Consider the following 22,582-nt stretch of genomic DNA (forward strand, 5'->3'; position numbering starts at 1 on the left):
CCTACTTCTACCTACCCTATAAACTCTCGAAAGTGGGGGGAGAGTGAAAAACTACACAGAAGAGGGTGCAGATGCTTATTTATCCAAACCTTTTAATGATCGGGAACTTCTCGCAGAAGCCCGGAATCTTCTAGCTTTAAAGGAAAATGAAAAACGCATCTTGGAATTAAATTCTTATCTTACAGAATCCGTACTCAAACGATTTTTACCCACTGCATTAGTCAGAAAAGCAGCTACGGGAACTTTAACACTAGACTTACAACCAGAACCCCGGTTAGTGACAGTTTTATTTAGTGACATTGTCGGTTTTACCCAATTATCTAACACCCTCAGATCCCGAAAAGTCGCCGAAATATTGAATGAATATTTAGAAACTATGACTAAAGTTGTATTTGACAATGGCGGCACAGTGGATAAATTTATGGGAGATGCTATCTTATCTTTATATGGAGCGCCAGACGACCTCACGCCTAATGAACAGGTGAGACGCGCCATTAACACAGCTAGAGCCATGCAACGTTCACTGGTAGAATTGAATCAACGTTGGCGATCGCAAGGTATCTTTGAAACAGATGGTCGTCAAGGCGTACAATTTCGCTGTGGTATTCACCAAGGTACAGCCGTCGTCGGAATGTTCGGTAGCGCCCAACGGGCCGACTATACAGCCATCGGACCAAGCGTGAATATAGCCGCCCGCTTACAAGCCGCTGCTGTTCCTGGTACTATCCTAGTATCTGCCGCCGTAGCAGATTATTTACAAGAAGCAGAAATCACCAAAGGTAGTCCCTTAGAATTAAAAGGTATAGATGAAACAGTCCTGACTTTCATGGTGACATCAGAACCTATGAAATAATTTATAGCAGGAGTCAGGAGTCAGGAGTCAGGAGTTAAGAGTCATGAGTTAAGAGTCTCCTACCATAAGGCTTTTACTGTAGATTCTGTACATACCCCTATATTTGGTATCAGGTTGTGGAAAAGAAGAATACAGCATTTCCGTAGGGGCGCAGGGCCTGCGCCCAAAACGTCCAGAGATTTACGAAAATAAAATTCTAATAGCAAAAGTCATACTTCCCCAACTCCTCTTTAAGAATATTCAAGTTTTGAATTAACATGATACCAACGTTGACAAATAATCATTTAAATGACAGTTCAATTACATCTCAACCATTCAGAAGACATAATGATTCACCTTGGTTATGGACTGTTGTATGTATTGGTTCTATATCTCTTCATTTGTTAGTATTTTGGTTAATGCGTTCATCTAATGAATTTCAAGCTTGGTTTCCCCAATCTGATCAAAGTTCGATTCCCATTGATTTTATGGAAATTGCTTCCGAACCAAAATCCACAATTAAACCCCAATCAACAACTCCAAAAATTCAACCTCAATCTTCTTTTTCCCCTTCACCAAAATCATCACCTATTATACCCAGCAATCAAAATGATGGTGAAATAATTTCTAAAATTAATTTACCACAACAAGATAAAACTCAACAGCCTGAAGTTGAAAAAACCGAAGTTAGAAAACCTGAAGTTAGAAAATCTGAACCTGAAAAACCTGAAGTTAGAAAACCTGAAGTTAAAAAATCTGAACCTGAAAAACCTGAACCTGAAAAACCTGAAGTTAGAAAATCTGAACCTGAAAAACCTGAACCTGAAAAACCTGAACCTGAAAAACCACGAGTTAGACAACAATTCTATCCCACAAACCCAATACCAGAAGCAACACCAGAAACAACACCAATAATTCCAGACAGTGAACTTCCCTGGAATCGTCGTCAAGAAGTGAAACTAGGTGAGGGAACTCTCCTTCCCCAAGACATTCCCACTGATTCCCCAACCCCTACAGCAGAACCTTCCGCAAATCCTAACCCAGAACCGTCCCCAAGCAGCAATAGAGGGGGTGCTATAGCTACCGTCAGTCCGATACTCAAAGCAGAAGTTAATGAATTAATACAACAAAAACAACTCATAGCCGATGCTTTACCAGATGTACTGGCTGAATACAAAGGAAGTACAGAAAAAGAATTAGAGGTTAGTATACTTCCCAGCGACGAAGATATCAAACCAGCAAATATACTCGCTAGTTTAGTAATTGATAAAAATGGACAATTTCAGCAAGCAATAGTCATAACAATTGAACCAGACGCACTTCGTAGCCAAGTAGATACTTATGAACAAGCACTTAACCAAATATTTGCACAAGAAACTTTTTTGGGTGCTTATAATCAAGACGGATCAAAACCAGATTTAAGCAATTTATATATTCGTCTCAAAATTAAACCGATAAATTCTCCATAACTACTTGCAATTTTATAAAAGTCATGTTATCTTAATTAAGTCAGAAGCACGCGGGTGTAGTTTAGTGGTAAAACTCCAGCCTTCCAAGCTGATCATGCGGGTTCGATTCCCGCCACCCGCTTTCTCGCCTCGATAACTATGTACTCCAAAGTTAATTACTATTGGAGTGAGGATAATTACTATTAATTATTTTGCTTTTTGGAAGTCCCTAGATAGGATCACGTTTTTCAGGTTTTTGCCGATTAATTGCCCATTGTGCCTGCCGTAAAATCCCTCGTAACATTCCCACTTCCGCAGTTTGTAGGTAAGCACGATTATACAGGTGGCGGAATCTTTCCATGCGACTAGCTGCGGTATGGGGATAAATATAACCAATGGAAAGCAATAAAGACTCCAATTGTTGATAGTATCCTTCCATAGCATCTAACGAGGCAATTTCTGAATTGGGTATATTCTGATCTGTAAATAAGTTAGTAGATTGTGATAATTCATAACAACAAATAGAAACCGCTGTAGCTAAATTCAAAGATGGATATTCGGAATTGGTAGGAATAAAAACTAATTTGTGGGCATAATTTAATTCTTCATTAGTTAATCCTCTATCTTCTCTACCAAAAATTAAAGCTACAGGCTTTTCTACTTCTGCTAATAACCAGGGTAAAGCGGTGCGAGGGGTTTCTAGGGGGAGTTCTCCACTGTATTCCCTTCCCATAGTAGCAACGGCACGGACACTGCCCTGTAAGGCTTGTGGTAATGTGTCTACTATGATTGCAGATTCTAGAATGTCTTTACCATGAACTGCCATTTTTAAGGCATCTTCTGATGTGCGATCGCATTGAGGATTGACTAATATTAGTTTAGATAAGCCAAAATTTTTCATAACTCTGGCCACTGAACCGACATTCAATGGTCCGGCTGGTTCTACTAAGATGATAATTACGTTGTTGTAACTGGTTTTTATATTAATATTTTCGGTCATAATTTATCGAGCAAATATTTATAATTCATCTGTGTCAACCTGCTTACAATCTTGTTTTATTGCTTCACTCATTAGTTGTAAGTCTTCTTTGGGTATTGAACCTGCAAAATGCAGTAATTGTTTACCGGGAACACCTTTGATTTTTGAACTTGTCAAATTGCGGGCAAATTCTAGGACTTGATATTGCAAGTCTTGAGGCATAATTTTTAATTGTTCAATAACTTGGTCAGCAATAGATGTAGTCATAATATTTTTTCCTAGCATTGTTAAATACTATGTTATTGGAAAATCAAAGTCAGTCAAGGGTAGACCTTGCTACCACGATCTGAAAAGTCAGACCTCTTGACTGAATAACTTTATTATAATATAGTTTATAATCTAACAATTCTACTAAAGTAGATTCTTAATTTCAGGACTTACACCACCAGATGATAAATAAAAATCTTGAATTTTCTTGACGTACTCGTAAATAAGTTTGTGCAAACCTGAATCAAAATCTGAAAATCCTTCCTCTGATAAATCTTCATTTTCATATTGCCAAGCTAAATGACCTGGACATGGTTCTTTCTCGTTCCAAATTTTCTTATCTTTGTCTGTTGGAGTAATACTTTTATCCCAGATACGAATTATGTAGTTATCATTTGGCCATTTGAAGTAAACTCCTAGCTCAATAAAAGATTTTTCTAAGTTAGCATCTACGATATACACCCTTAATGAAGCATCATTTTCATCATATTCATGGCAAACTGTTAACTCGCATTTATTAGATTTATAAGCCTGAATAATTGACTCTGAAATATATATCAAGTTGTTTTCAAGTTGGCGATAATTAAAATCAGTTCTTTTCTTTTCTGTCATGATTTTTTTACAACCTTTTCTAAATCTTATTATGTTACTTGGCTGATTAGTTTAGTAGTCAGCCAGTCATAAAAATTTTGTATCAGCATAAAATAGTCATTAACTAAATCTATAACTAACAAACTTTCACGTTCCTGTAAATAATGGTTAAACTTTTTCTTCCATTTCTTCGATTTTTTAAGATATTCAATATCTATTTTCATGCTAAAGTCTGTATCTTTTGATGAAGAGAATAAAGAAATTTGTAATTCTTTTATAGGTAAAGTATAATGTAGAGTATAGTCACGTAAATCTCTGACAAACTTACTGATTGACTCACTTCTTATTTTTATATATTCTTCTTTTTTTTCATCATCCACATTGCTAAACTGGGAGTAGAGTTTGTCAATCATTTTATCTATATGATCAAGTAGTGATTCTGTAGATGCAACAAAATTATGGAATAGCCTTGATGTTTCATTAATCAAATTTTCTATGTTATTTTTTTCGTACAAAGTGTACATTTTTAAAGACTCTTTTGGATCTTGGAGGGGTTCTAGATATTTTGTTAATACAATATAATTACCATACAATACACGATAACTTGCTTGCAATGCCTTTAAGTTTCGATAACTGTCTGTTTCTTTTGATTGTTGTATAAAATCAAAACGTTTATACAATTCGTTTTTATTCGTGTAATCCATTATAATTCCTCTCTTAATTATAATTGTCAAATTCCAGAAGATAAGTTTTTCAGATTAAGTTGATATATTGATTTTTTTACATAATTCCTTTTTTCATTTCTTGAAGCTTTTCTAAATCTGCTTTATGAATATCATCATGTTGTCTTTCGGTAAGCCATGTATAAAAAACTATTATCACTTCATAATATTTTTTGACTAAATCAATCAATTTTGTACTGTCTCCAAGTTTATTTAAATAATATTGCGAATCTTCCCAGGATTGCCAGTGTTCTGATTCTTTAACCATCTTTACATCTATTTGGATATTTAATAGTAAATTTTCTGAAAAAGAGTTTTGTAACTCTAGTATAGGCAACGTTTCATGCAGAGTATAGTTACGTAAATTTTTAATAAAGTTTTGTACATTATTCTTTACTAATTCTTCACTCTTTTTCAAGTCATATTCTTTCCTAAATTGATGCATATCCGAGTATAGTTTCTTAACAATTACTCTAGTATGCTCGACTAATGAGCCAGCAGATGCTAGGAAATTATGCAGTAGTCTTGAGGTTTCATCAATCAAAACTTCTTGATTTTCGCTTTTCTCATGAGGATATTCTAGATATTGAATCAATTCATGATAATTACCATCAAAAACACGGAAACTAGCTTGCAATGCCAATAATTTTCTCTTAATCTCCATTTCTGGTGATTGTACAATAATGTCAAACAGTTTACCCTTTTTGGTTTGATAGCTATACTCCATATAAATCCCTGAAAATGTCTATTAATTGTGTCTAATTATATCTTAAGTAGTGGTGTATAACCATAAAAACAAAGAATCCAATAAACCTCTCTGCGTTTTTGCGTGAAAAAACTCTTAAACCATCTCATATCCTATCATTTCATAACTCTCCTGCTTGCCTTAAAACTTGTTCATACAGCTTTTGATTTACCCAATATTGAGCCACATCAATCATCGCATCCAGTAACGGTTTGATTTCAGGAATAATATGTTTCTCCTTAGCTAATAAAAGAATACCAAGAGTACCAATTAATCGTAATCCTATACTTTGAGCTACTTTACGAGCGTCCCGTTCATCTAACAAAATTTTATCTACACCCGTTTCAAGAGCTAAAGCAATAGCTTCTCGTTCTCCATCATCTAGATATGGGGAAATAATTGGATCTATATTTGAGACAGTGCGAACTTGTAGCCATTCAGAAGCAACAGCTTGTAAAATAAATTGTGACCACAAAAATCCTGAAACTGTTGTTTCATCATAAACAGCTTGGGGAATTATAACTTGTCCAAATACCTCCTTCAAAATATCTAGACGATTGATAGCAGCAAAGTTAATTAGAGGTGTAGCATTACAAATAACAGTCACAATTATTAAAAACCTTCTTGAATAGTCTTGACATCTTCCAATAAATCAACTTCATTATAATGTCGTTCAATTTTCCTTTCTCCTAAAAGCTGCTGAAATTCCCAAACAGATAAATTAGCCAAACGTCGTGCTTGACCAAAAGTAAAAATATTCTGTGCGTATAACTGTAAAGCTAATTCCTGACGAATAACCGACTCACCCTGACTTAAAGAATCAGGTGATAATTGTAAATTAATCGAACTCGCAAATTCACTCATTATAGAACGACGTTAGTTATTCATTACTTCATTATACTCAAATACCTGTTTACCTATCTCGTTGTAATATCAAATTAGTGCAGAATAACAAAAAACAATTCTGGATATCCTAGCTGAAATGTTCGCAGAATAATTATAAAAGTGATCACTCAACTAAATGTTCCCAATAATGGTAAAACCTTCTGCTTTAACAACTCAATTAAAGCCGGTTCCATATATTCATACTCATCAGGAATGTCTAAACAGATCACCCTTTTACCCTTGAGAAAAGGCTGAAAATTATGCGATAGCTTACTTTTATGGGATTTTTCCATAACAAATATTATATCAGCCCAGGCGATCGCTTCTGTAGAAACTGGGATTTCGGCCGTTCTGTCTAAACCTGCGGAGTCTACTTCTAGTCCTGGATATTCAGAGAATACAGCTTCAGCAGTAGGGCTGCGGAGTCTATTTTGGCTACAGAGGAATAATAGCTTCTTCATTTATATATCTTTCTTCCTTTGCGCCTTTGCGCCTTTGCGTGAGCCTTTCATTCACATAAAACAAAGACGCAGAAAACACCCTCCGTGCCTCCGCGTCTCTGCGAGAAAAAAACCTCTTAAACCATCTCAGCAGTTTGCTGTGCTTGAGGCTGGAACATAAACAGAGAATAAACCACATCACGGCGGATATTCACCATCATATCCAAGAACAACTCATAACCCTCACTCTTATACTCAATCAGCGGGTCCTTTTGTCCATAACCACGCAAGCCAACCGACTCACGCAAAGCATCCATTTGTTGCAAATGCTCCCGCCACAAAGTATCTATGCGTTGGAGAATAAAGAACCGTTCCGCTTGACGCATTAAACCCGGTTGAATTTGGTCAATTTGCGATTCCTTCATATCATAAGCAATACGCGCTTGTTCATGGAGGAAAGCCTTAATTTCCACCACACCCATATCCTCCAACTGGACAGACTGCATATCTGCTAAAAGGTAAACAAACTCCTTCACCTTATCCACCAACTTATCCAATTCCCATTCTTCCGAAGGTAAATCAGGGTTGATGTAATAATCAACGATGTCGTCCATCGTTTTTTCTGCGTATTTAATCACCTGTTCCTTCAAATCTTGACCTTCCAAGACTCGACGACGTTCCGCATAAATAGCCCGACGTTGGTTATTCATTACCTCGTCATACTCAAACACCTGTTTACGGATGTCGTAGTAATAGGTTTCCACCTTTTTCTGTGCGCCCTCTAAGCTGCGGGTTAACATACCCGACTCAATAGGCATATCTTCTTCGACTTGAAACGCATTCATCAAGCCGGCAACGCGATCGCCCCCAAAGATTCGTAATAGGTTATCCTCTAAACTGAGGAAAAATCTTGTTGTCCCAGGGTCGCCCTGTCTTCCTGCGCGTCCGCGTAATTGATTATCAATCCGTCGTGATTCGTGGCGTTCTGTACCAATAACGTGCAAACCACCCCGTTCTACCACTTGATCATGTTCGCGGACAGTAAACTCTTCATATTCATGTTTAACCTGTTGATAGGCTTCCCGCAACTTCTGAATTACCACATCATCTGTCGGGGCTTTTTCCGCCGCCACAGCCACCTTATCTTCTGCTTCCAACTCCGATAAACTCCGTTCACCGTAAGCCTTTACAGCCACCTCTACAGCCGCTTTTAAAAGCTGTTCTGTTTCCTTGGTTAAGTTAGTTGGGAAAATTTCTGGAGAAGCACGCCAAGTTTTTACCTTTTTACCAGGAACAAAACCTTGTCCACCACCGCTACCACCCATAGGTAAACCCGAAGCCCTTTGGACACCAAATTCATCATCTTCAGGGCTAACAATGCGAGGCATAAAGTATTCCCGCAGTTTCAACCGCGCCATATATTCGGAGTTACCACCCAGGATAATATCCGTACCCCGTCCCGCCATGTTAGTAGCAATAGTTACAGCCCCACCGCGTCCAGCTTGGGCAATAATTTCCGCTTCCCGTTCCACATTTTCTGGTCTAGCGTTCAGCAACTCATGGGGAATATCCATTTCCTTGAGGAGTCGGCTGAGAAGTTCGGATTTTTCGACACTGGTTGTCCCTACTAACACAGGTCTACCATTTTCGTGCATTTCGGCACATTCTTTAGCGATCGCTCCCCACTTCCCTGGTTCAGTCTTAAACACCATATCAGACAAGTCTTCCCGTCTTCTAATCCGATTAGTGGGAATAATCGTCACTTCTCGTTTATAAATCTTTTCAAATTCCACCTCTTCCGTTTTCGCCGTTCCCGTCATTCCCCCCAACTTGGGATACAGCAAAAACAAATTTTGATAGGTAATAGTCGCCAAAGTTTGGGTTTCTGGCTGAATTTCCACGTGTTCCTTCGCTTCAATTGCCTGATGCAAACCATCACTCCAACGCCGTCCAGGTAGTACCCGACCTGTAAACTCATCCACAATCACAACTTCATCATTGCGGACAATATAATTTACATCCTTAAGAAACAATTCCTTGGCTTTAATCGCATTAAACATAAAATGCGCCCAAGGGTCTTCTGGGTCAAATAAATCTGTCACACCCAACTGATTTTCCGATTCAGCAAAACCCTCATCTGTCAAGAGAACGTTACGATCCTTTTCATTAACTTCGTAATGTTCATCTTTTTTGAGAGTAAAAGCAATTTCCGCCGCTTGCAGGTATTTTTCCGTCGGTCTTTCCACCTGACCAGAAATAATTAATGGAGTCCGCGCCTCATCAACTAAAATCGAGTCTACTTCGTCAATTACACAGAAATTAAATGGACGTTGCACCACCTCAGCCATTGAAGTAGCCATATTATCCCGAAGATAATCAAAGCCAATTTCACTGTTGGTGACATAGGTAATATCACAAGCATAGTTTTTTTGGCGTTCAGCGGGGGTCATAGTGGACTGAATTAGCCCCACACTCAACCCCAAGAACCGGTGTACCTGACCCATCCATTCCGCGTCCCGACGTGCCAGGTAATCATTCACAGTAATAACATGGACACCTTTACCAGTCAGGGCATTTAAATAACTTGGTAAAGTCGCTACCAAAGTTTTTCCCTCACCGGTTTTCATTTCGGCAATTTGTCCAGTATGCAGAATTATCCCACCCTGCAATTGCACATCAAAGTGACGTAATCCTAAAACCCGCCGCCCCGATTCCCGAACCACAGCAAAGGCTTCTGGTAAAATATCATCTAGAGTTTCGCCTTTAGCCAACCGTTGTTTAAACTCGACGGTTTTAGCTTTTAACTGTTCATCAGACAGCGGCTTAATATCTTCCTCTAAGAGGTTAATTTCTGTAATGTAAGGTTGGTATTTTTTAAGTTTACGAGCGTTGGGATCGCCCAACAAAAGTTTTAGCATGGCAGTTTATAGAATCAAATCAAGGGAAATAGAGATTTAAGCTTTAGCTATATAATTATAGACTTTGAATGTCACTGGTCAGTGGTCATTGGTCACTGGTCATTGGTCATTGGTCAGTTGTTATTTTTCCTCCACTCCCTCCACTTCCTCCACTCCCTCCACTCCCCCCACTCCCCCTACCTCTACTCCCATTCTGGACTAAGGCTGCGGAAATTATACTTATCAGCCCCAATATGACAACTCACACAACCACTCATAGTTACAGGTTGGGGTAATTTGACACCAGGATGTAAAGCTTTAAAATAACGAGAGTCCTTGAGACGATAGGGTGTTGCTTCCTCTTGTAGTTTTACACGGGAAAAGGTGTAAAGATATTTTGATACTAAAAGATGTGAAAACTTATCTAAGGGCTTAATTTGTGCGCCATAGTGCTGGGAGTCTTGTAAAAGATTTTTCCAAGTTTGACTAGGAAATACAGCAGGTGGTAATGCGATGTGACAAGATGAGCAATTTTCTAAATACAGTTCTTGTCCTGGTTGATATTGTGCTGGTACGACATCAACAGTCCCAATTGAGTCTACAGGATTTGCACCGTGAGCGCTGGTGGCAAATCCCAATATCCAGCCCATAGCCACACTCCAAGCAAAAATCACCAGCATGACGATAAGTAGTTGGCGTTTTAGTCGGCGGTGGGATTTGCTTTTTGCTAAATTTGGCATAAAGTTCTCAATTTACTTTTGCGTTGAGAAATGGTTTCTTATATGAAAAATCTTATAAAGACTTTTAATCAAAGGTCTGGACATCCAAAATATAGCAATCTCCAGAATTTTACTCCTTTTTCTTTCTTTCTCCTTCTTTCTCCTTCTTTCTCCTTCTTTCTTTCTCCTGACCCTTCGACAAGCTCAGGGCATCGCTCCTGACTCCTGACTCTAATCATGCCCCAAAATTTACAAGCTTTGTAAGTAGCTTAACAGGTCTGCCATTTCTTGGATACTGGGCTGGAATTTGGGCATGGGGGGAGTTTCACCGCTAGTTACTTGATGTATTAGTCCATAGCGAGATTTATATTTGGATATCTCACGTAAACTGGGGCCAACTAGTCCGGTTGCATCTAAACCATGACAACCAGCACAGTTGATTTGGAAAATAGCTTTTCCCTGGACTAGGTTGCCTTGATGGGCTAAAACACTTTTAACATAAGGATCGGAGGCTTTGACGATTTCCATCCCAAATAGGATTAATGGGAGGGCTATCAGTATCGCTACGATGAAGATAACGATCTGTTGAATGAGGGCTTCGGGTTTGATTAGCTGGTTATCCAAAAGGTTTGCTTTGACGATGTGCAAGTTTTCATAAGAATACCCGGTAAGTGGGAAACTCAGAGGCTTTAGCCCTGAGAGGAAAGCGACACGGGCTTTTAACCGCTTTGAATATTTTTTCATTACCGCCTTGGAGTTGGGAAATTCGGGGTACTTTTGTGATGTACTTTCAACGGGACAATTACCGATTCAAATTTTCCAACTCTGTACGCATAATGTTTTGCTCTCAAGAGCCTCTCATTTCTGGGGTAATGTTAGCTTTGACCAGTTATAAGAGCTTTTTAGACTTGCAACACTGTTTCAGTGACCTTAAAACTGTTTAATTGCAAATGACAGAGCAGGGAACTAGCTACGCATTCCGGGGTGTCGTGACTCAAATAACGGCTACCATGAGACTAAGCTCAGGGTGGTCTGGTCAGCACAGCTTGCTTGATTACTCTTGCAAGCTCAGTCCTTTTAGGGCTGGGTTACTGACTTCCTACACATAGCTTAAAATTTCTTGATGGTGTTCGCAAGTACAAATGATAATTTTTATCTAGTATTTATATTTAAAGCTACTATATAACGCGGGATTAATGCCAAATTTGGTAGAATGAAAAACAAGAATCGAATTTTTCAATAATTGCAACAAGGAGCTTTACAGTGGTTGAACCCTTACTATCAGGTATTGTGCTTGGTTTAGTTTTTGTAACTTTAAGCGGTTTATTTTACGCTGCTTATAAACAATATAAGCGTCCTACTGAATTGGGCGGCTGATATTGATTGAGGAGTCAGGAGTCAGGAGTCAGGAGTCAGGAGTCAGGAGTCAGGAGTCAGGAGTCAGGGGGCAGGAAGTAGGGGAAGTAGGGGAAGTAGGGGAAGTAGGGGGAAAGAATTTTCCCAATGACCACTAACCACTAACCACTAACCACTGACCACTGACAACTGACAACTAACTAATTCCCTCTTCCTGATAAAATGTCAAAGCGGTTTTCCCATAGCTTTTTTGACGGCAGATTTCCCAGTTGTCAATGTTTGCTGGTTGCCAATTTTTGTAACGATGTTCGACTGCTATTTCTCCCTGGGAATCTAAAAGCTGATATTGAGCGATCGCTTGTAATACTGGTTCATATAATCCGCTAGTATAAGGTGGGTCAAAATATATTCTGTCAAATTTTTGACCTGATAATTTTTTTAACTGTTGGGTAACGTTTCCCCGTAATAACTGAAATTTCTGTTCTGGTTTGGCTACCTGTTGCCAATTTTCTTGAATAATGGCACAGGCTTGACTTGATTCTTCAATGCCAATTACGACGCTGGCTTCTCTGCATAAAGCCTCTGCACCCATAGAACCACTACCGGCGCACAAATCTAACCAGCGACAACCAACTATTGTCCCCTGCCAAATATTAAACAATGCTTCGCGGACTCGCGCACTGGTAGGTCTGGTATGTTCACCTGGTAAAGTTTTAAGCAGACGATTCCCGTAAATTCTTAGACTCATTACTTATTGATCATTAAATCTTCAACTTTGAGAAAATAAACACCTGAAAATATTACAAACTTTTGTTAAGCAAAAACTTTTTCACGGACTTGAGCCACAAAATTAGAGAGAATTTGCAATCCGACATTTGATGATTTTTCAGGATGGAATTGGACAGCCATAAGATTATCATGAGCGATCGCTGCTGTAAAACTTTGATCACCATGAGTCACAGTTGCAGCGCGAACTTGGGGATTTGTCGGTTCAACATAGTAAGAATGGACAAAATAAACCCAAGGATCGATAGGCAAATGTTCCCACAAAAGACTTTTTGGTTGGTTGAGTTGGAGTTGATTCCAACCCATGTGGGGAATCGTCATCCCCGGTTCAGAACGAAAACGGCGGACTTTTCCCGGCACAATTCCTAGTCCTGGTAACGTTCCTTCGGCGCTGGATTCAAACAGAATTTGTAATCCCAAACAAATACCCAAGAACGGTTTGCCAGAAGCGATCGCATCCTTAATCGGTTGTTCCAAACCACGCGATCGCAAATGTTGTACTGCCGGATCAAATGCTCCCACCCCTGGCAAAACTATAGCATCTGCCTTTGCCAACTCTTGAGAACAATAAGTAACCAGAGGAGTCGCACCAGCTTTTTCTAATCCTTTGCAAACAGAGTGCAAATTTCCCATGTCGTAATCAACAACTGCAATCACTGCCATTTAGCTGCTCCTTGTAAATTTATGAGGGAGGGCTTTTAATTATTCTAATTCTAATTATTATTTATAATGCAAAAAAAAATACTATTAACTTCTTTTGACATTTGGTTAAGCCAACAAAAGTCAAATTCCTCCGATGACTTGTTACTCGGACTAGCCAAAATGGCTTCACTCTCCCATGATTTAAATTTTGTGCATCGTTTACCTGTAGATGTGCAACTGGCAAGTTCTCGCGTCATTGCCAAAATTAATGAACTCCAACCAGACTACATTATTTGTTGTGGCATGGCGGAAACTCGTTCCCAATTAAGCGTAGAAGTCCTTGCCAGGAGTACAAGCATCTCTATAAATTCCCCCGAAAATATTTTCCAAACCAGCGTTGATCTCGAAAAATTATTAGTCGAAACAGCAGCAGTTGAGATTAGCTACGACTGTGGTAAGTTTGTCTGCGAGGGACTTTATTATTCAATCTTGGACTATTTACACCAGTCTCAACTGTCAATTAAGTGTATTTTTGTTCATGTCCCAATTTTAAATCCAGAAAATTCCCTAGAGATAATCGCTGATTTTATTTTGATCATGAATAACTTGGCACTTCTTTAGAAATATTTCCGTCTGTTAAAAAAAATTTACTCAGTATTATGTTGCCAGTATTACTTGCTTTCACTCTCGCTCAAGCTACTCCTGCCACACCACCACCAGAAGAAATATTACAAATACAATCAGTCCGTCCTTTGCCAGGACAATTGGATTCAGTGCCGGTATTTAATAGCAATAGTCCAGAACTGGTATTAAAAGAAGGAATTTTACTTTCTACATTTCCAGCAACGGGAAAAAAAGTCCCATCAGCCCATTTAGATTTTCCCTTGCGCGGACAATTTGATGTTTTTGCCCATCATATTGCCAAAGCAGACCCACCGGAAGATTTACGTTCTTTATATTTAGGCATCATCTTACATAATCCTGGTTCTCAACCAGTGACAGTCAATATATTGCAAGGTGCGAGTTATTTAAGTCAACCAGATGCCCCATTTAAAGAATTAGCATCTTTAATTCCCAACGACTTAGGAACAGTTTTTGCCGGGCCTGGAAGTCGAGCCATGTCTGATATTTTGAGAGGAAAAAGACAAGATATTTTTCCCTCAAAAATTGTCATTCCTCCAGGGGCAAGCCAAATGTTATTAAACTTACCCATTCCCGTGCAAGGATTAACACCTCCTTTAAATGGTCGGTCTACATATCTGCGACTGCGAAGTAATGGTAATGTTTATGCCGCTAGTTTGGCGATGTTTGCCCGCACAAATACTGACGGTAGTGAGCGATCACCCAATTTATCAGAATGGCAAGATTTATTAGATAATGGTGAATTATCCACCCCTAGAGATAAAGTCCCCACACCTATCACCGGAAACAACAAACCGGCAATTTACGGGCGTGTAGCGGGAATATCCAAAGGTTCTCGATGGTTAGCAGATATAGTAGATGCCCCAAAAAGCAAGTATTTAACCATTCCTCAACCTGGTGCAGCCTTTTCCTACGGTTTAAGCACCTTACATGGGGGAACTTTCGGAACAAATCAAATTCAAACCGCACCCATGTTAGTGCGCTATCCTGACACCGCTTATTACGCTCATGGTAACTATGGGACTCAATATAGTCTCAAGTTACCTTTATACAACAATACCCAAAAAGAACAAACTGTAAGAGTTGCGATCCAAACTCCCATCAAAGAAAACCAATTAAGCAAACCTGGACTTCGCTTTTTTAAATTACCAGCCCGTCAAGTATTCTTCCGAGGAACAGTCCGCTTACGTTATCAAGACCAGGGAAAATGGCAAAATAAATTTGTACATTTAGTTCAAAAGCGTGGTGAACCAGGAGAAGCCTTAGTTTCATTAGACATAAAACCAGGAAACACCTCTTTAGTCCAAGTAGACTTTCTCTATCCACCAGATGCTTCACCCCCGCAAGTTATAACCGTTTCAACCCAAACTAAATAATTAAAACAATCGTAGGGGCGCAGGGCCTGCGCCCTCCTGCGCCCTCCTGCGCCCTCCATTACATAGCATCAAGCGTGATAAATGCTATAATCTAATATAGAGCATAACGCAAAAACTAGATTTGTGTAAAAAGTAGAGGGCTTCCCATACTTATTGAACCGATAGAAAAATATTTATTATTGCATTTACTATGTGGATACCCAATCAATCTATTAGCGATGGAAAATATATTATTCAAAAAGTTTTAGGTGAAGGTGGTTTTGGGATTACCTACAGCGCCAAAGAAACAAGTACCGGAGAAATAGTCGCTATCAAAACCTTGAACGGAAAGCGACAAAGGGCTAAGGATTTTCCTAAGCAACAGGAAAGATTTGTGAACGAGGCTTTTAATCTTCGCGCTTTTTCTCATCCTCATGTTGTCAAAGTTCATAAAATGATTCAGGAAGATGGACTTTGGGGAATGGTGATGGAATATATTGATGGTGTAGATTTGCATGAATATGTGGAACAAAATGGGCAACTGTCAGAAAATGATGCCCTTTTATATATTGATCAAATCGGACAAGCTTTAGAATATATTCACCAACAAGATGGGATGATTCATCGAGATATTAAACCCCAAAATATTGTTTTACGGCGCGGGAAAAAAGAAACAGCTTTAATTGATTTTGGTTTGGCTTGTAAACTGGATAAAATGACTACCAGGGATGGCAGAACTGATGGTTATGCACCCATAGAACAGTATGGAATGGGAACTTTAGGGTTTTTTACAGATGTTTATGCTTTAGCTGCAACTTTATATTATTTATTAACTGTTGATGGATTAAATCACAAAGATGAATATATTCATGCTTCTTTTGTTCGCAAGTTGGGTCCAGTGGAATTACCACCACCACAATATTATAATTCTCGCATTAGTAAGAGGGTAAATGATGCGATTATGAAAGGGATGGAATTGGAAATAGCAGACCGTCCTCAAACTATGGGAGAATTTCGGCAATTATTAGGTTTAATTTCCCCACTATCACCAACAGGATTTACAGAAAATCTCAGCAATGGCGTATTTTTAGAAATGGTAGCTATTTCTGGGGGAAAATTCCTCATGGGTTCACCGTCAGGAGAAGGAGATGATGATGAAAAACCCCAACATGAAGTTACAGTTCCCCCTTTTTATTTAGGGAAATACCCTGTCACTCAAGCCCAATGGGAAAGGGTAGCAGTTTTACCAAAGGTGAATATTGATTTAAACCCCAAACCTTCACATTTTCAGGGTGCAAATCGTCCTGTTGAACAAGTTTCATGGATTGACGCACAGGAGTTTTGTGCTAGAATAAGTAAGGCTACAGGTAAATTATATCGCTTGCCCAGCGAAGCCGAATGGGAATATGCCTGTAGAGCCAAAACCACAACTCAATATTATTTCGGTGACAGTATCACTAAAGACTTGGCAAATTTTGAGCGTCATTATCAAGGAACTACAAATGTCGGTAAGTTTCCTGCTAATGCTTTTGGTTTGTTTGATATGCACGGAAATGTATGGGAGTGGTGTGAAGATGACTGGAATAACAATTATATAAACGCGCCTACAGATGGCGGTGCTTGGAATAGTCGAAGCGATATAAATATGCTGCGTGGTGGTTCGTGGCGCCTCAATCCGGGGTACTGTCGCTCTGCTGATCTTGACGGGAATAGGCGCGACTACAGGAACTACAACCTAGGTTTTCGTCTGGCTATTTCTCCCCCCAGGACTCTGTAGCCCTTTATACTCTTGCTCTTTTGCCCTCTGCCCTTCTTTCCTTTTCCCTTCTTAGCCCCTCGCCGTCAGGCGATCAAATATTTTTTAGCCGAATTTCGCTAATATCGTCATCCTAACATTCAAAGCCAGGAAATGTCAAGTGTCTGAATCAGGATTTTAGGATATTCATGATTGTCTGAATCAGGTGGTTATCGAGCGAAGTCGAGATGATAACCAGGATTTTAGGATTTACAGGATGAAGGAAAAACTAACTTTAGAATCCCAAATAATGTCAGATAAATATTGATAAAAAATCCTGAAAATCCTCGAATCCTGGACATCCTGATTCAGACAATTAAGGATATTCAGAATCAAGAAAAAACACATCTTGAAAAATCCCAAATAATGTCAGATAAATATTTAGGACTTACGCACTGTACAAACTTGCCATGATATGAATGAACGAAATTGCGTCGTTTTCGGCTTTGGGAATAACCTATTGAGTAGGGTGTGGTTCGGCAAGCTCACCAACCACGTCAGATAGAGGAAATCTGTTTTTTTATCAAAATATCGTGTCTGACGCACCCTACAAGGGATAAAATTCACGTTACATATTTGGAGAATCTTGTCAATGCGTAAATCCTAATATTGATAAAAAATCCTGAAAATCCTCAAATCCTGGACATCCTGATTCAGACAATTAAGGATGTTCAGAATCAAGAAAAAACTCATCTTCAAAAATCCCAAATAATGTCAGATAAATATTGATAAAAAATCCTGAAAATCCTCAAATCCTGGACATCCTGATTCAGACAATTAATGACTTATTACGGGCTGATAAATTAGCAAAATTCCTAAAAAAAGAGAGATAGAAAACTCTACCTCTCTTTTTAATTCATCAAATTACTATTAGCTAATTAGCTCTTAGTATCTGCTGGGTTTGTGAACAAGGAAGCTCATAACTTGACACTGCTTAATGTTGTCAAAACCAACAACACGGACGTAGCAGTTACCATACTGAGAACGGCAACTTTGAACTTCACTCAATACTTCTTGAGCAGTTTTAGCACCGAACAAAGGCAACTTCCACATTGTCCAATAAAGTTCTGTAGGTTCAGAAGTTTCGTTGAATTCAATTGCAGGAATAAAACCTTGTGAAATAATGTACTGAACTTGCTTGGCAATTTGCGCGTCAGATAGAGGGGGAAGGTAAGAAAGGGTTTCGTAACGACGCTCTTTAGGTAAAGTTTGCATAGTTTTTGATAAGTGGGGGAGATTTTTTATTACTTGGTTGACTGACTAATTAGATAAATTATCTAAATCAGAATCAGATATTGTCTGTCTTTCAATTTCTAGGCTGGGACTTGATAAACTTAGTTGCGTAATGCGTTCGAGATGCTGGCGACGCTGTTCCATGTTGGCTTGCTGAATGCCGGTTATCACCATTTCTGGTAAAAACTCTGTCACTTCCGCCGCTATGTGTTCCCTGACAGTCATAATCCGTAATGCCAAATCTGACTTGACTAGAAACAGTTCCTCAATATATGCTTCTCCGTCTTGGATTTTGCCAGCGGAGAAGTTTTGCAACCAATGTGCTAGAGGAGGATTTGTTTCGCCTAGCTGTGCCAATACAGTCCTCAGAGCCTGATAAGTCAGGTAGCTTTGGAGAGTTTTGGCTGTGTCTTTCGCAATTTGCTTTAAATCCATGCTTGACCCAGCCCTTTAGATTTTAGATTTTGGATTGTTTATGAATCCAAAATCCCAAATCCTCAATTATCAGACGGTATCCATTGCTTCAAACTCGAACTTAATTTCTTTCCACAGTTCGCAAGCAACAGCCAACTCAGGAGACCACTTAGCAGCTTCGCGGATAATATCGTTACCTTCACGAGCCAAGTTACGACCTTCGTTACGAGCTTGAACAACTGCTTCTAGAGCTACGCGGTTAGCTGTAGCACCAGGAGCGTTACCCCAAGGATGTCCGAGTGTACCACCACCGAATTGGAGTACGGAGTCGTCACCGAAGATTTCTACCAACGCGGGCATATGCCATACGTGGATACCACCGGAGGCAACTGCCATTACACCGGGTAAAGAAGCCCAGTCTTGGGTAAAGTAAATACCACGAGACTTGTCTTGTTCGATGTAGTTTTCACGCAATAGGTCAACGAAGCCCATTGTGATTCCACGTTCACCTTCTAACTTACCAACAACTGTACCGGTGTGAATGTGATCACCACCAGACAAGCGGAGGGCTTTAGCTAATACACGGAAGTGGATACCGTGATTTTTTTGACGGTCAATTACAGCGTGCATAGCTCTGTGGATGTGCAACAGAATACCGTTGTCACGACACCAGCGAGACAATGTGGTGTTAGCGGTGAAACCTGCGGTCAGGTAATCGTGCATGATGATGGGCTGTTTGAGTTCTTTAGCGTACTCAGCCCGTTGGATCATTTGTTCGCAGGTAGGAGCGGTAACGTTCAGGTAGTGACCTTTGATTTCGCCGGTTTCTGCTTGTGCTTTGTTGATAGCTTCAGATACAAACAAGAAGCGATCGCGCCATCTTTGGAAAGGAGCAGAGTTGATGTTTTCGTCGTCTTTGGTGAAGTCCAAACCACCACGTAAACATTCGTAAACTGCGCGTCCGTAGTTCTTAGCGGAAAGACCTAATTTGGGTTTGATTGTACAACCCAACAGAGGACGACCGTATTTGTTCAATTTGTCGCGCTCTACTTGGATACCGTGAGGAGGTCCTTGGAAAGTCTTGATGTAAGCTACAGGGAAACGAATGTCTTCCAAACGTAATGCCCGTAAAGCTTTAAAACCAAATACGTTACCTACGATAGAGGTGAGTACGTTGGTGATAGAACCTTCTTCAAACAAGTCCAAAGGATAAGCAACATAACAAATATATTGGTTATCTTCGCCGGGAACTGGTTCGATATCGTAACAACGACCTTTGTAGCGATCTAGGTCGGTCAGCAAGTCTGTCCAAACTGTTGTCCAAGTACCTGTGGAGGACTCAGCAGCTACTGCCGCACCAGCTTCTTCAGGGGGAACTCCGGGTTGGGGAGTCATCCGGAAAGCTGCTAATAAATCTGTATCTTTAGGAGTGTAATCAGGTGTGTAATAAGTTAGTCTGTAATCTTTAACCCCAGCTTGGTACCCAGACTTAGCCTGAGTCTTAGTTTGCGCGTAAGACATATTTTTCTTCCAAGAAGTCTTTCTTTTTACTATCAAATCACGTTATGTGCCACTTCTTCCCATTCTTACTCTTAATTCATTCTTAATGAAATTATAAGTTTTGCTTATATTTAGGGGCGATACTGATCTATGGTCACAGTATTACTGCTGCACAAATTAGGTTGCGGTAATTGCTACTGCAACAAATTTTTTACCATGTTTCAGACGTACATTTATGTAACGCTGTTATTTTTCGTCCCCGGAATACAAAATCTTTTCATCTTGAGTTTACATACCCTACTAAACTGGCTTGATTAGCCGCCTGTGAAATTTTGCCTGAAAGCCACATTCCAGATCCGAGGCTGGTTTGCTGCAACTTTCTTTTTTTTCTGATGTCTTTACTTAATACTGGTAAAGATTGATCATGAAGCTTTTTCACTTTTAGACAGGTCTAGTCAGGGGATGAGCAAGAAAAGAAGAAGTTGCACATCACAGAATTTGTAGCTTACCCCACAATATATCAATAATTCAATAAGTTATTTTGCAAATTTTCTTAACTGATATATTTGAATTTGTTATTACAGAAAGATTTAACAGTTTGTGAAGATTTGTTTACAAAGTCGCATATTTCACAGCAATTCGCATTTTAAGGTTTCATGACATTTAAACGCTTACATTTCTAGGATTTACGCATTGACAAGATTCTCCAAATATGTAAAGTGAATTTTATCCCTTGTATGGTGCGTCAGACACGATATTTTGACAAAAAAACAGATTTCCTCTATCTGACGTGGTTGGTGAGCTTGCCGAACCACACCCTACTCAATAGGTTATTCCCAAAGCCGAAAACGACGCAATTTCGTTCATTCATATCATGGCAAGTTTGTACAGTGCGTAAGTCCTAATTTCTTAACGAATCTGGGATATGCCTCCGGCACGCTTTGTGAAAGCTCAAAAGTCAGAATCGCGGATTATACGGATTAAAAGATGGCACGGATTAGGTTGTTGGCTATGATAAGAGTTAATAAAATCCGTGAAATCAGTGCAATCCGTCTAATCCGTGATTCTGACCCTTTTCCCTCGTAATCCTACAGGCTTTTTCCATAAACTCTGAAGATCCATTTTTCTGTATACTAAGGTTCAGAACTTTGTATAAATAACACTTAAAAAATCTTTAGTGTTGGGTGATACTAAAGTTATATCTACAAATTGTTATCAGAGGAGAATAAGCTTGAACCAAGCGACGTTACACCAGTTGAAGGTGTTCGAGGCTGCTGCCCGACATGGTAGTTTTACACGCGCTGCGGAAGAGTTGTTTTTGACTCAACCTACCATATCTATGCAAATCAAACAGTTGACGAAATCAGTAGGTTTGCCATTATTTGAGCAGGTAGGAAAGCGTTTATATTTGACGGAAGCGGGACGAGAATTATTTGCTACTTGTCGGCAAATTTTTGAAACTATGGATAAGTTTCAAATGACTATTGCGGATTTGAAGGGATTAAAGCAAGGACAGTTAAGACTGGCGGTAATTACGACTGCTAAGTATATTATTCCCAGATTGTTAGGTCCTTTTTGTCAGCTTTACCCTGGGATTGATATTTCTCTGCAAGTCACAAATCATGAACTGATTTTAGATCGGATGATGGGTAATTTGGATGACTTGTATATTATGAGTCAAATTCCTGAACACTTTGATGTCAATTTCCAGCCATTTCTCGAAAACCCTTTGATAGTTCTTGCACCGGCGAATCATCCCTTAGCGAAGGAAAAAAATATTCCGATTGAACGTTTGGGGGAAGAAGCGTTTATTATGAGAGAACCGGGTTCAGGAACTCGCAGTGCTGTCCAAAGTCTGTTTGAGGAACATGATATCAAGGTGAAGGTGAAGTTAGAGTTGGGGAGTAATGAAGCGATTAAACAGGCGATCGCTGGTGGTCTAGGTATTTCCGTATTATCCCGTCATACTTTACTCACAGACGTTGCGGAATTTAGCATTTTAGATGTGCAACATTTCCCAATTAAACGTACTTGGTATATGGTTTATCCCGCTGGTAAGCAGTTATCTATTATTGCTCATACTTATTACCAGTATCTTTTAGAGGCGGCGAAAAAAATTACTGAGCAAGGTGGTTTAATATTAGATCATACAGTAGAAACCAATCCTTAGATCAAGTCAGTACAGATACATAATCAGTTGGCTATGTATCTCAAAGTTATCAATGGCTTGACGTAAGTACAGGTAATCATTAAAGATTAATCAATAGCATCATTAAGTATTGGAGTCAACTGGCAGTGATAAACCCCAGCAATTCTCATTTTGAAAAAAATAAA

Annotated in this window: 24 protein-coding genes, 1 tRNA gene and 1 pseudogene; 10 read left to right on the top strand and 16 right to left on the bottom strand. The window is 39.3% G+C overall.

The window, feature by feature from the left end; genetic code table 11:
• Window positions 1–55 precede the first annotated feature (55 nt).
• The 4 genes and pseudogenes from FJR05_RS01945 to FJR05_RS01960 form a co-directional block, all read left to right on the top strand.
• Window positions 56–853 (top strand): annotated as a pseudogene (locus FJR05_RS01945) (adenylate/guanylate cyclase domain-containing protein); the annotation flags it as partial.
• Window positions 854–1,504: 651 nt separating this feature from the next.
• On the top strand, window positions 1,505–1,747 hold the full coding sequence (locus FJR05_RS27805; RefSeq protein WP_168642560.1) for a pentapeptide repeat-containing protein: 243 nt from the start codon (window positions 1,505–1,507) through the stop codon (window positions 1,745–1,747).
• 38 nt (window positions 1,748–1,785) lie between these two features.
• Window positions 1,786–2,301, top strand: coding sequence for a hypothetical protein (locus FJR05_RS27810; RefSeq protein WP_168642561.1), 516 nt, complete (start codon window positions 1,786–1,788; stop codon window positions 2,299–2,301).
• A 50-nt stretch (window positions 2,302–2,351) separates the two neighbouring features.
• Window positions 2,352–2,422 (top strand) — tRNA-Gly (locus FJR05_RS01960).
• An 87-nt stretch (window positions 2,423–2,509) separates the two neighbouring features.
• On the opposite strand, the gene FJR05_RS01965 is transcribed toward FJR05_RS01960, so the two are convergent.
• The 11 genes from FJR05_RS01965 to FJR05_RS02015 form a co-directional block, all read right to left on the bottom strand.
• Entirely contained in the window at window positions 2,510–3,280 is a 771-nt protein-coding gene (locus FJR05_RS01965; RefSeq protein ID WP_168642562.1) for an RNA methyltransferase, read from the bottom strand.
• 18 nt (window positions 3,281–3,298) lie between these two features.
• On the bottom strand, window positions 3,299–3,526 hold the full coding sequence (locus FJR05_RS01970) for a hypothetical protein (RefSeq protein WP_168642563.1): 228 nt from the start codon (window positions 3,524–3,526) through the stop codon (window positions 3,299–3,301).
• Between the two features lie 144 nt (window positions 3,527–3,670).
• Entirely contained in the window at window positions 3,671–4,138 is a 468-nt protein-coding gene (locus FJR05_RS01975; protein WP_168642564.1) for a hypothetical protein, read from the bottom strand.
• 29 nt (window positions 4,139–4,167) lie between these two features.
• Window positions 4,168–4,821, bottom strand: a complete 654-nt coding sequence (locus tag FJR05_RS01980; protein WP_168642565.1) for a hypothetical protein — start codon at window positions 4,819–4,821, stop codon at window positions 4,168–4,170.
• A 76-nt stretch (window positions 4,822–4,897) separates the two neighbouring features.
• Window positions 4,898–5,566: a hypothetical protein gene (locus FJR05_RS01985; protein WP_168642566.1), complete on the bottom strand. Its 669-nt coding sequence runs from the start codon at window positions 5,564–5,566 to the stop codon at window positions 4,898–4,900.
• A 139-nt stretch (window positions 5,567–5,705) separates the two neighbouring features.
• The gene (locus FJR05_RS27815; RefSeq protein ID WP_168642567.1) at window positions 5,706–6,191 is read right to left on the bottom strand and encodes a DUF3368 domain-containing protein; all 486 of its coding nucleotides are present in this window, start codon (window positions 6,189–6,191) and stop codon (window positions 5,706–5,708) included.
• 5 nt (window positions 6,192–6,196) lie between these two features.
• Window positions 6,197–6,448, bottom strand: a complete 252-nt coding sequence (locus tag FJR05_RS01995) for a UPF0175 family protein (RefSeq protein WP_168642568.1) — start codon at window positions 6,446–6,448, stop codon at window positions 6,197–6,199.
• Window positions 6,449–6,597: 149 nt separating this feature from the next.
• Window positions 6,598–6,930, bottom strand: coding sequence for a low molecular weight protein tyrosine phosphatase family protein (locus FJR05_RS02000; RefSeq protein ID WP_168642569.1), 333 nt, complete (start codon window positions 6,928–6,930; stop codon window positions 6,598–6,600).
• Window positions 6,931–7,046: 116 nt separating this feature from the next.
• A complete protein-coding gene (gene secA, locus FJR05_RS02005) occupies window positions 7,047–9,827 on the bottom strand; it encodes a preprotein translocase subunit SecA (RefSeq protein ID WP_168642570.1) in 2,781 nt (926 codons plus the stop codon).
• Between the two features lie 182 nt (window positions 9,828–10,009).
• Window positions 10,010–10,546, bottom strand: a complete 537-nt coding sequence (locus FJR05_RS02010; RefSeq protein ID WP_168642571.1) for a cytochrome C — start codon at window positions 10,544–10,546, stop codon at window positions 10,010–10,012.
• A gap of 228 nt (window positions 10,547–10,774) precedes the next feature.
• Window positions 10,775–11,149 carry a cytochrome c gene (locus FJR05_RS02015; protein ID WP_168642579.1) on the bottom strand — a complete coding sequence of 125 codons (375 nt, stop codon included), beginning with the start codon at window positions 11,147–11,149 and terminating at the stop codon, window positions 10,775–10,777.
• 639 nt (window positions 11,150–11,788) lie between these two features.
• Here FJR05_RS02015 and petG point away from each other — a divergent pair.
• Together petG and FJR05_RS27530 are read left to right on the top strand one after the other, a co-directional pair.
• Complete coding sequence (gene petG / locus FJR05_RS27115; RefSeq protein ID WP_168502678.1) at window positions 11,789–11,902, top strand: cytochrome b6-f complex subunit V; 114 nt, start codon at window positions 11,789–11,791, stop codon at window positions 11,900–11,902.
• Between the two features lie 2 nt (window positions 11,903–11,904).
• Complete coding sequence (locus tag FJR05_RS27530; protein WP_256376164.1) at window positions 11,905–12,039, top strand: hypothetical protein; 135 nt, start codon at window positions 11,905–11,907, stop codon at window positions 12,037–12,039.
• 38 nt (window positions 12,040–12,077) lie between these two features.
• Here FJR05_RS27530 and rsmD read toward each other — a convergent pair whose 3' ends face one another.
• The gene (gene rsmD / locus FJR05_RS02025) at window positions 12,078–12,629 is read right to left on the bottom strand and encodes a 16S rRNA (guanine(966)-N(2))-methyltransferase RsmD (protein WP_168642572.1); all 552 of its coding nucleotides are present in this window, start codon (window positions 12,627–12,629) and stop codon (window positions 12,078–12,080) included.
• A gap of 65 nt (window positions 12,630–12,694) precedes the next feature.
• Window positions 12,695–13,330: an imidazole glycerol phosphate synthase subunit HisH gene (gene hisH / locus FJR05_RS02030; protein WP_168642573.1), complete on the bottom strand. Its 636-nt coding sequence runs from the start codon at window positions 13,328–13,330 to the stop codon at window positions 12,695–12,697.
• Window positions 13,331–13,396: 66 nt separating this feature from the next.
• On the opposite strand from hisH, the gene FJR05_RS02035 reads away from it, so the two are divergent.
• The 3 genes from FJR05_RS02035 to FJR05_RS02045 all read left to right on the top strand — a co-directional run bounded on the left by FJR05_RS02035 (window position 13,397) and on the right by FJR05_RS02045 (window position 17,083).
• On the top strand, window positions 13,397–13,930 hold the full coding sequence (locus tag FJR05_RS02035) for a peptidase C15 (protein ID WP_168642574.1): 534 nt from the start codon (window positions 13,397–13,399) through the stop codon (window positions 13,928–13,930).
• Window positions 13,931–13,968: 38 nt separating this feature from the next.
• Window positions 13,969–15,327, top strand: coding sequence for a DUF3370 domain-containing protein (locus FJR05_RS02040; protein ID WP_168642575.1), 1,359 nt, complete (start codon window positions 13,969–13,971; stop codon window positions 15,325–15,327).
• Window positions 15,328–15,517: 190 nt separating this feature from the next.
• The gene (locus tag FJR05_RS02045; RefSeq protein ID WP_168642576.1) at window positions 15,518–17,083 is read left to right on the top strand and encodes a bifunctional serine/threonine-protein kinase/formylglycine-generating enzyme family protein; all 1,566 of its coding nucleotides are present in this window, start codon (window positions 15,518–15,520) and stop codon (window positions 17,081–17,083) included.
• 903 nt (window positions 17,084–17,986) lie between these two features.
• On the opposite strand, the gene FJR05_RS02050 is transcribed toward FJR05_RS02045, so the two are convergent.
• The 3 genes from FJR05_RS02050 to FJR05_RS02060 all read right to left on the bottom strand — a co-directional run bounded on the left by FJR05_RS02050 (window position 17,987) and on the right by FJR05_RS02060 (window position 20,269).
• Window positions 17,987–18,316 (bottom strand): ribulose bisphosphate carboxylase small subunit, encoded by a 330-nt coding sequence (locus FJR05_RS02050; RefSeq protein ID WP_039200136.1) that lies wholly within the window; start codon window positions 18,314–18,316, stop codon window positions 17,987–17,989.
• A gap of 45 nt (window positions 18,317–18,361) precedes the next feature.
• Window positions 18,362–18,769: a chaperonin family protein RbcX gene (locus FJR05_RS02055; RefSeq protein WP_168642577.1), complete on the bottom strand. Its 408-nt coding sequence runs from the start codon at window positions 18,767–18,769 to the stop codon at window positions 18,362–18,364.
• A 69-nt stretch (window positions 18,770–18,838) separates the two neighbouring features.
• Window positions 18,839–20,269, bottom strand: a complete 1,431-nt coding sequence (locus tag FJR05_RS02060; protein ID WP_027403993.1) for a form I ribulose bisphosphate carboxylase large subunit — start codon at window positions 20,267–20,269, stop codon at window positions 18,839–18,841.
• Between the two features lie 1,210 nt (window positions 20,270–21,479).
• Between FJR05_RS02060 and FJR05_RS02065 the strand changes: the two genes are divergently transcribed.
• On the top strand, window positions 21,480–22,418 hold the full coding sequence (locus tag FJR05_RS02065; RefSeq protein ID WP_168642578.1) for a LysR family transcriptional regulator: 939 nt from the start codon (window positions 21,480–21,482) through the stop codon (window positions 22,416–22,418).
• The last annotated feature ends 164 nt before the right edge of the window (window positions 22,419–22,582 follow it).

Origin of the sequence: Dolichospermum sp. UHCC 0259 (assembly GCF_009711935.1) — a bacterium.
GTDB lineage: Bacteria > Cyanobacteriota > Cyanobacteriia > Cyanobacteriales > Nostocaceae > Dolichospermum.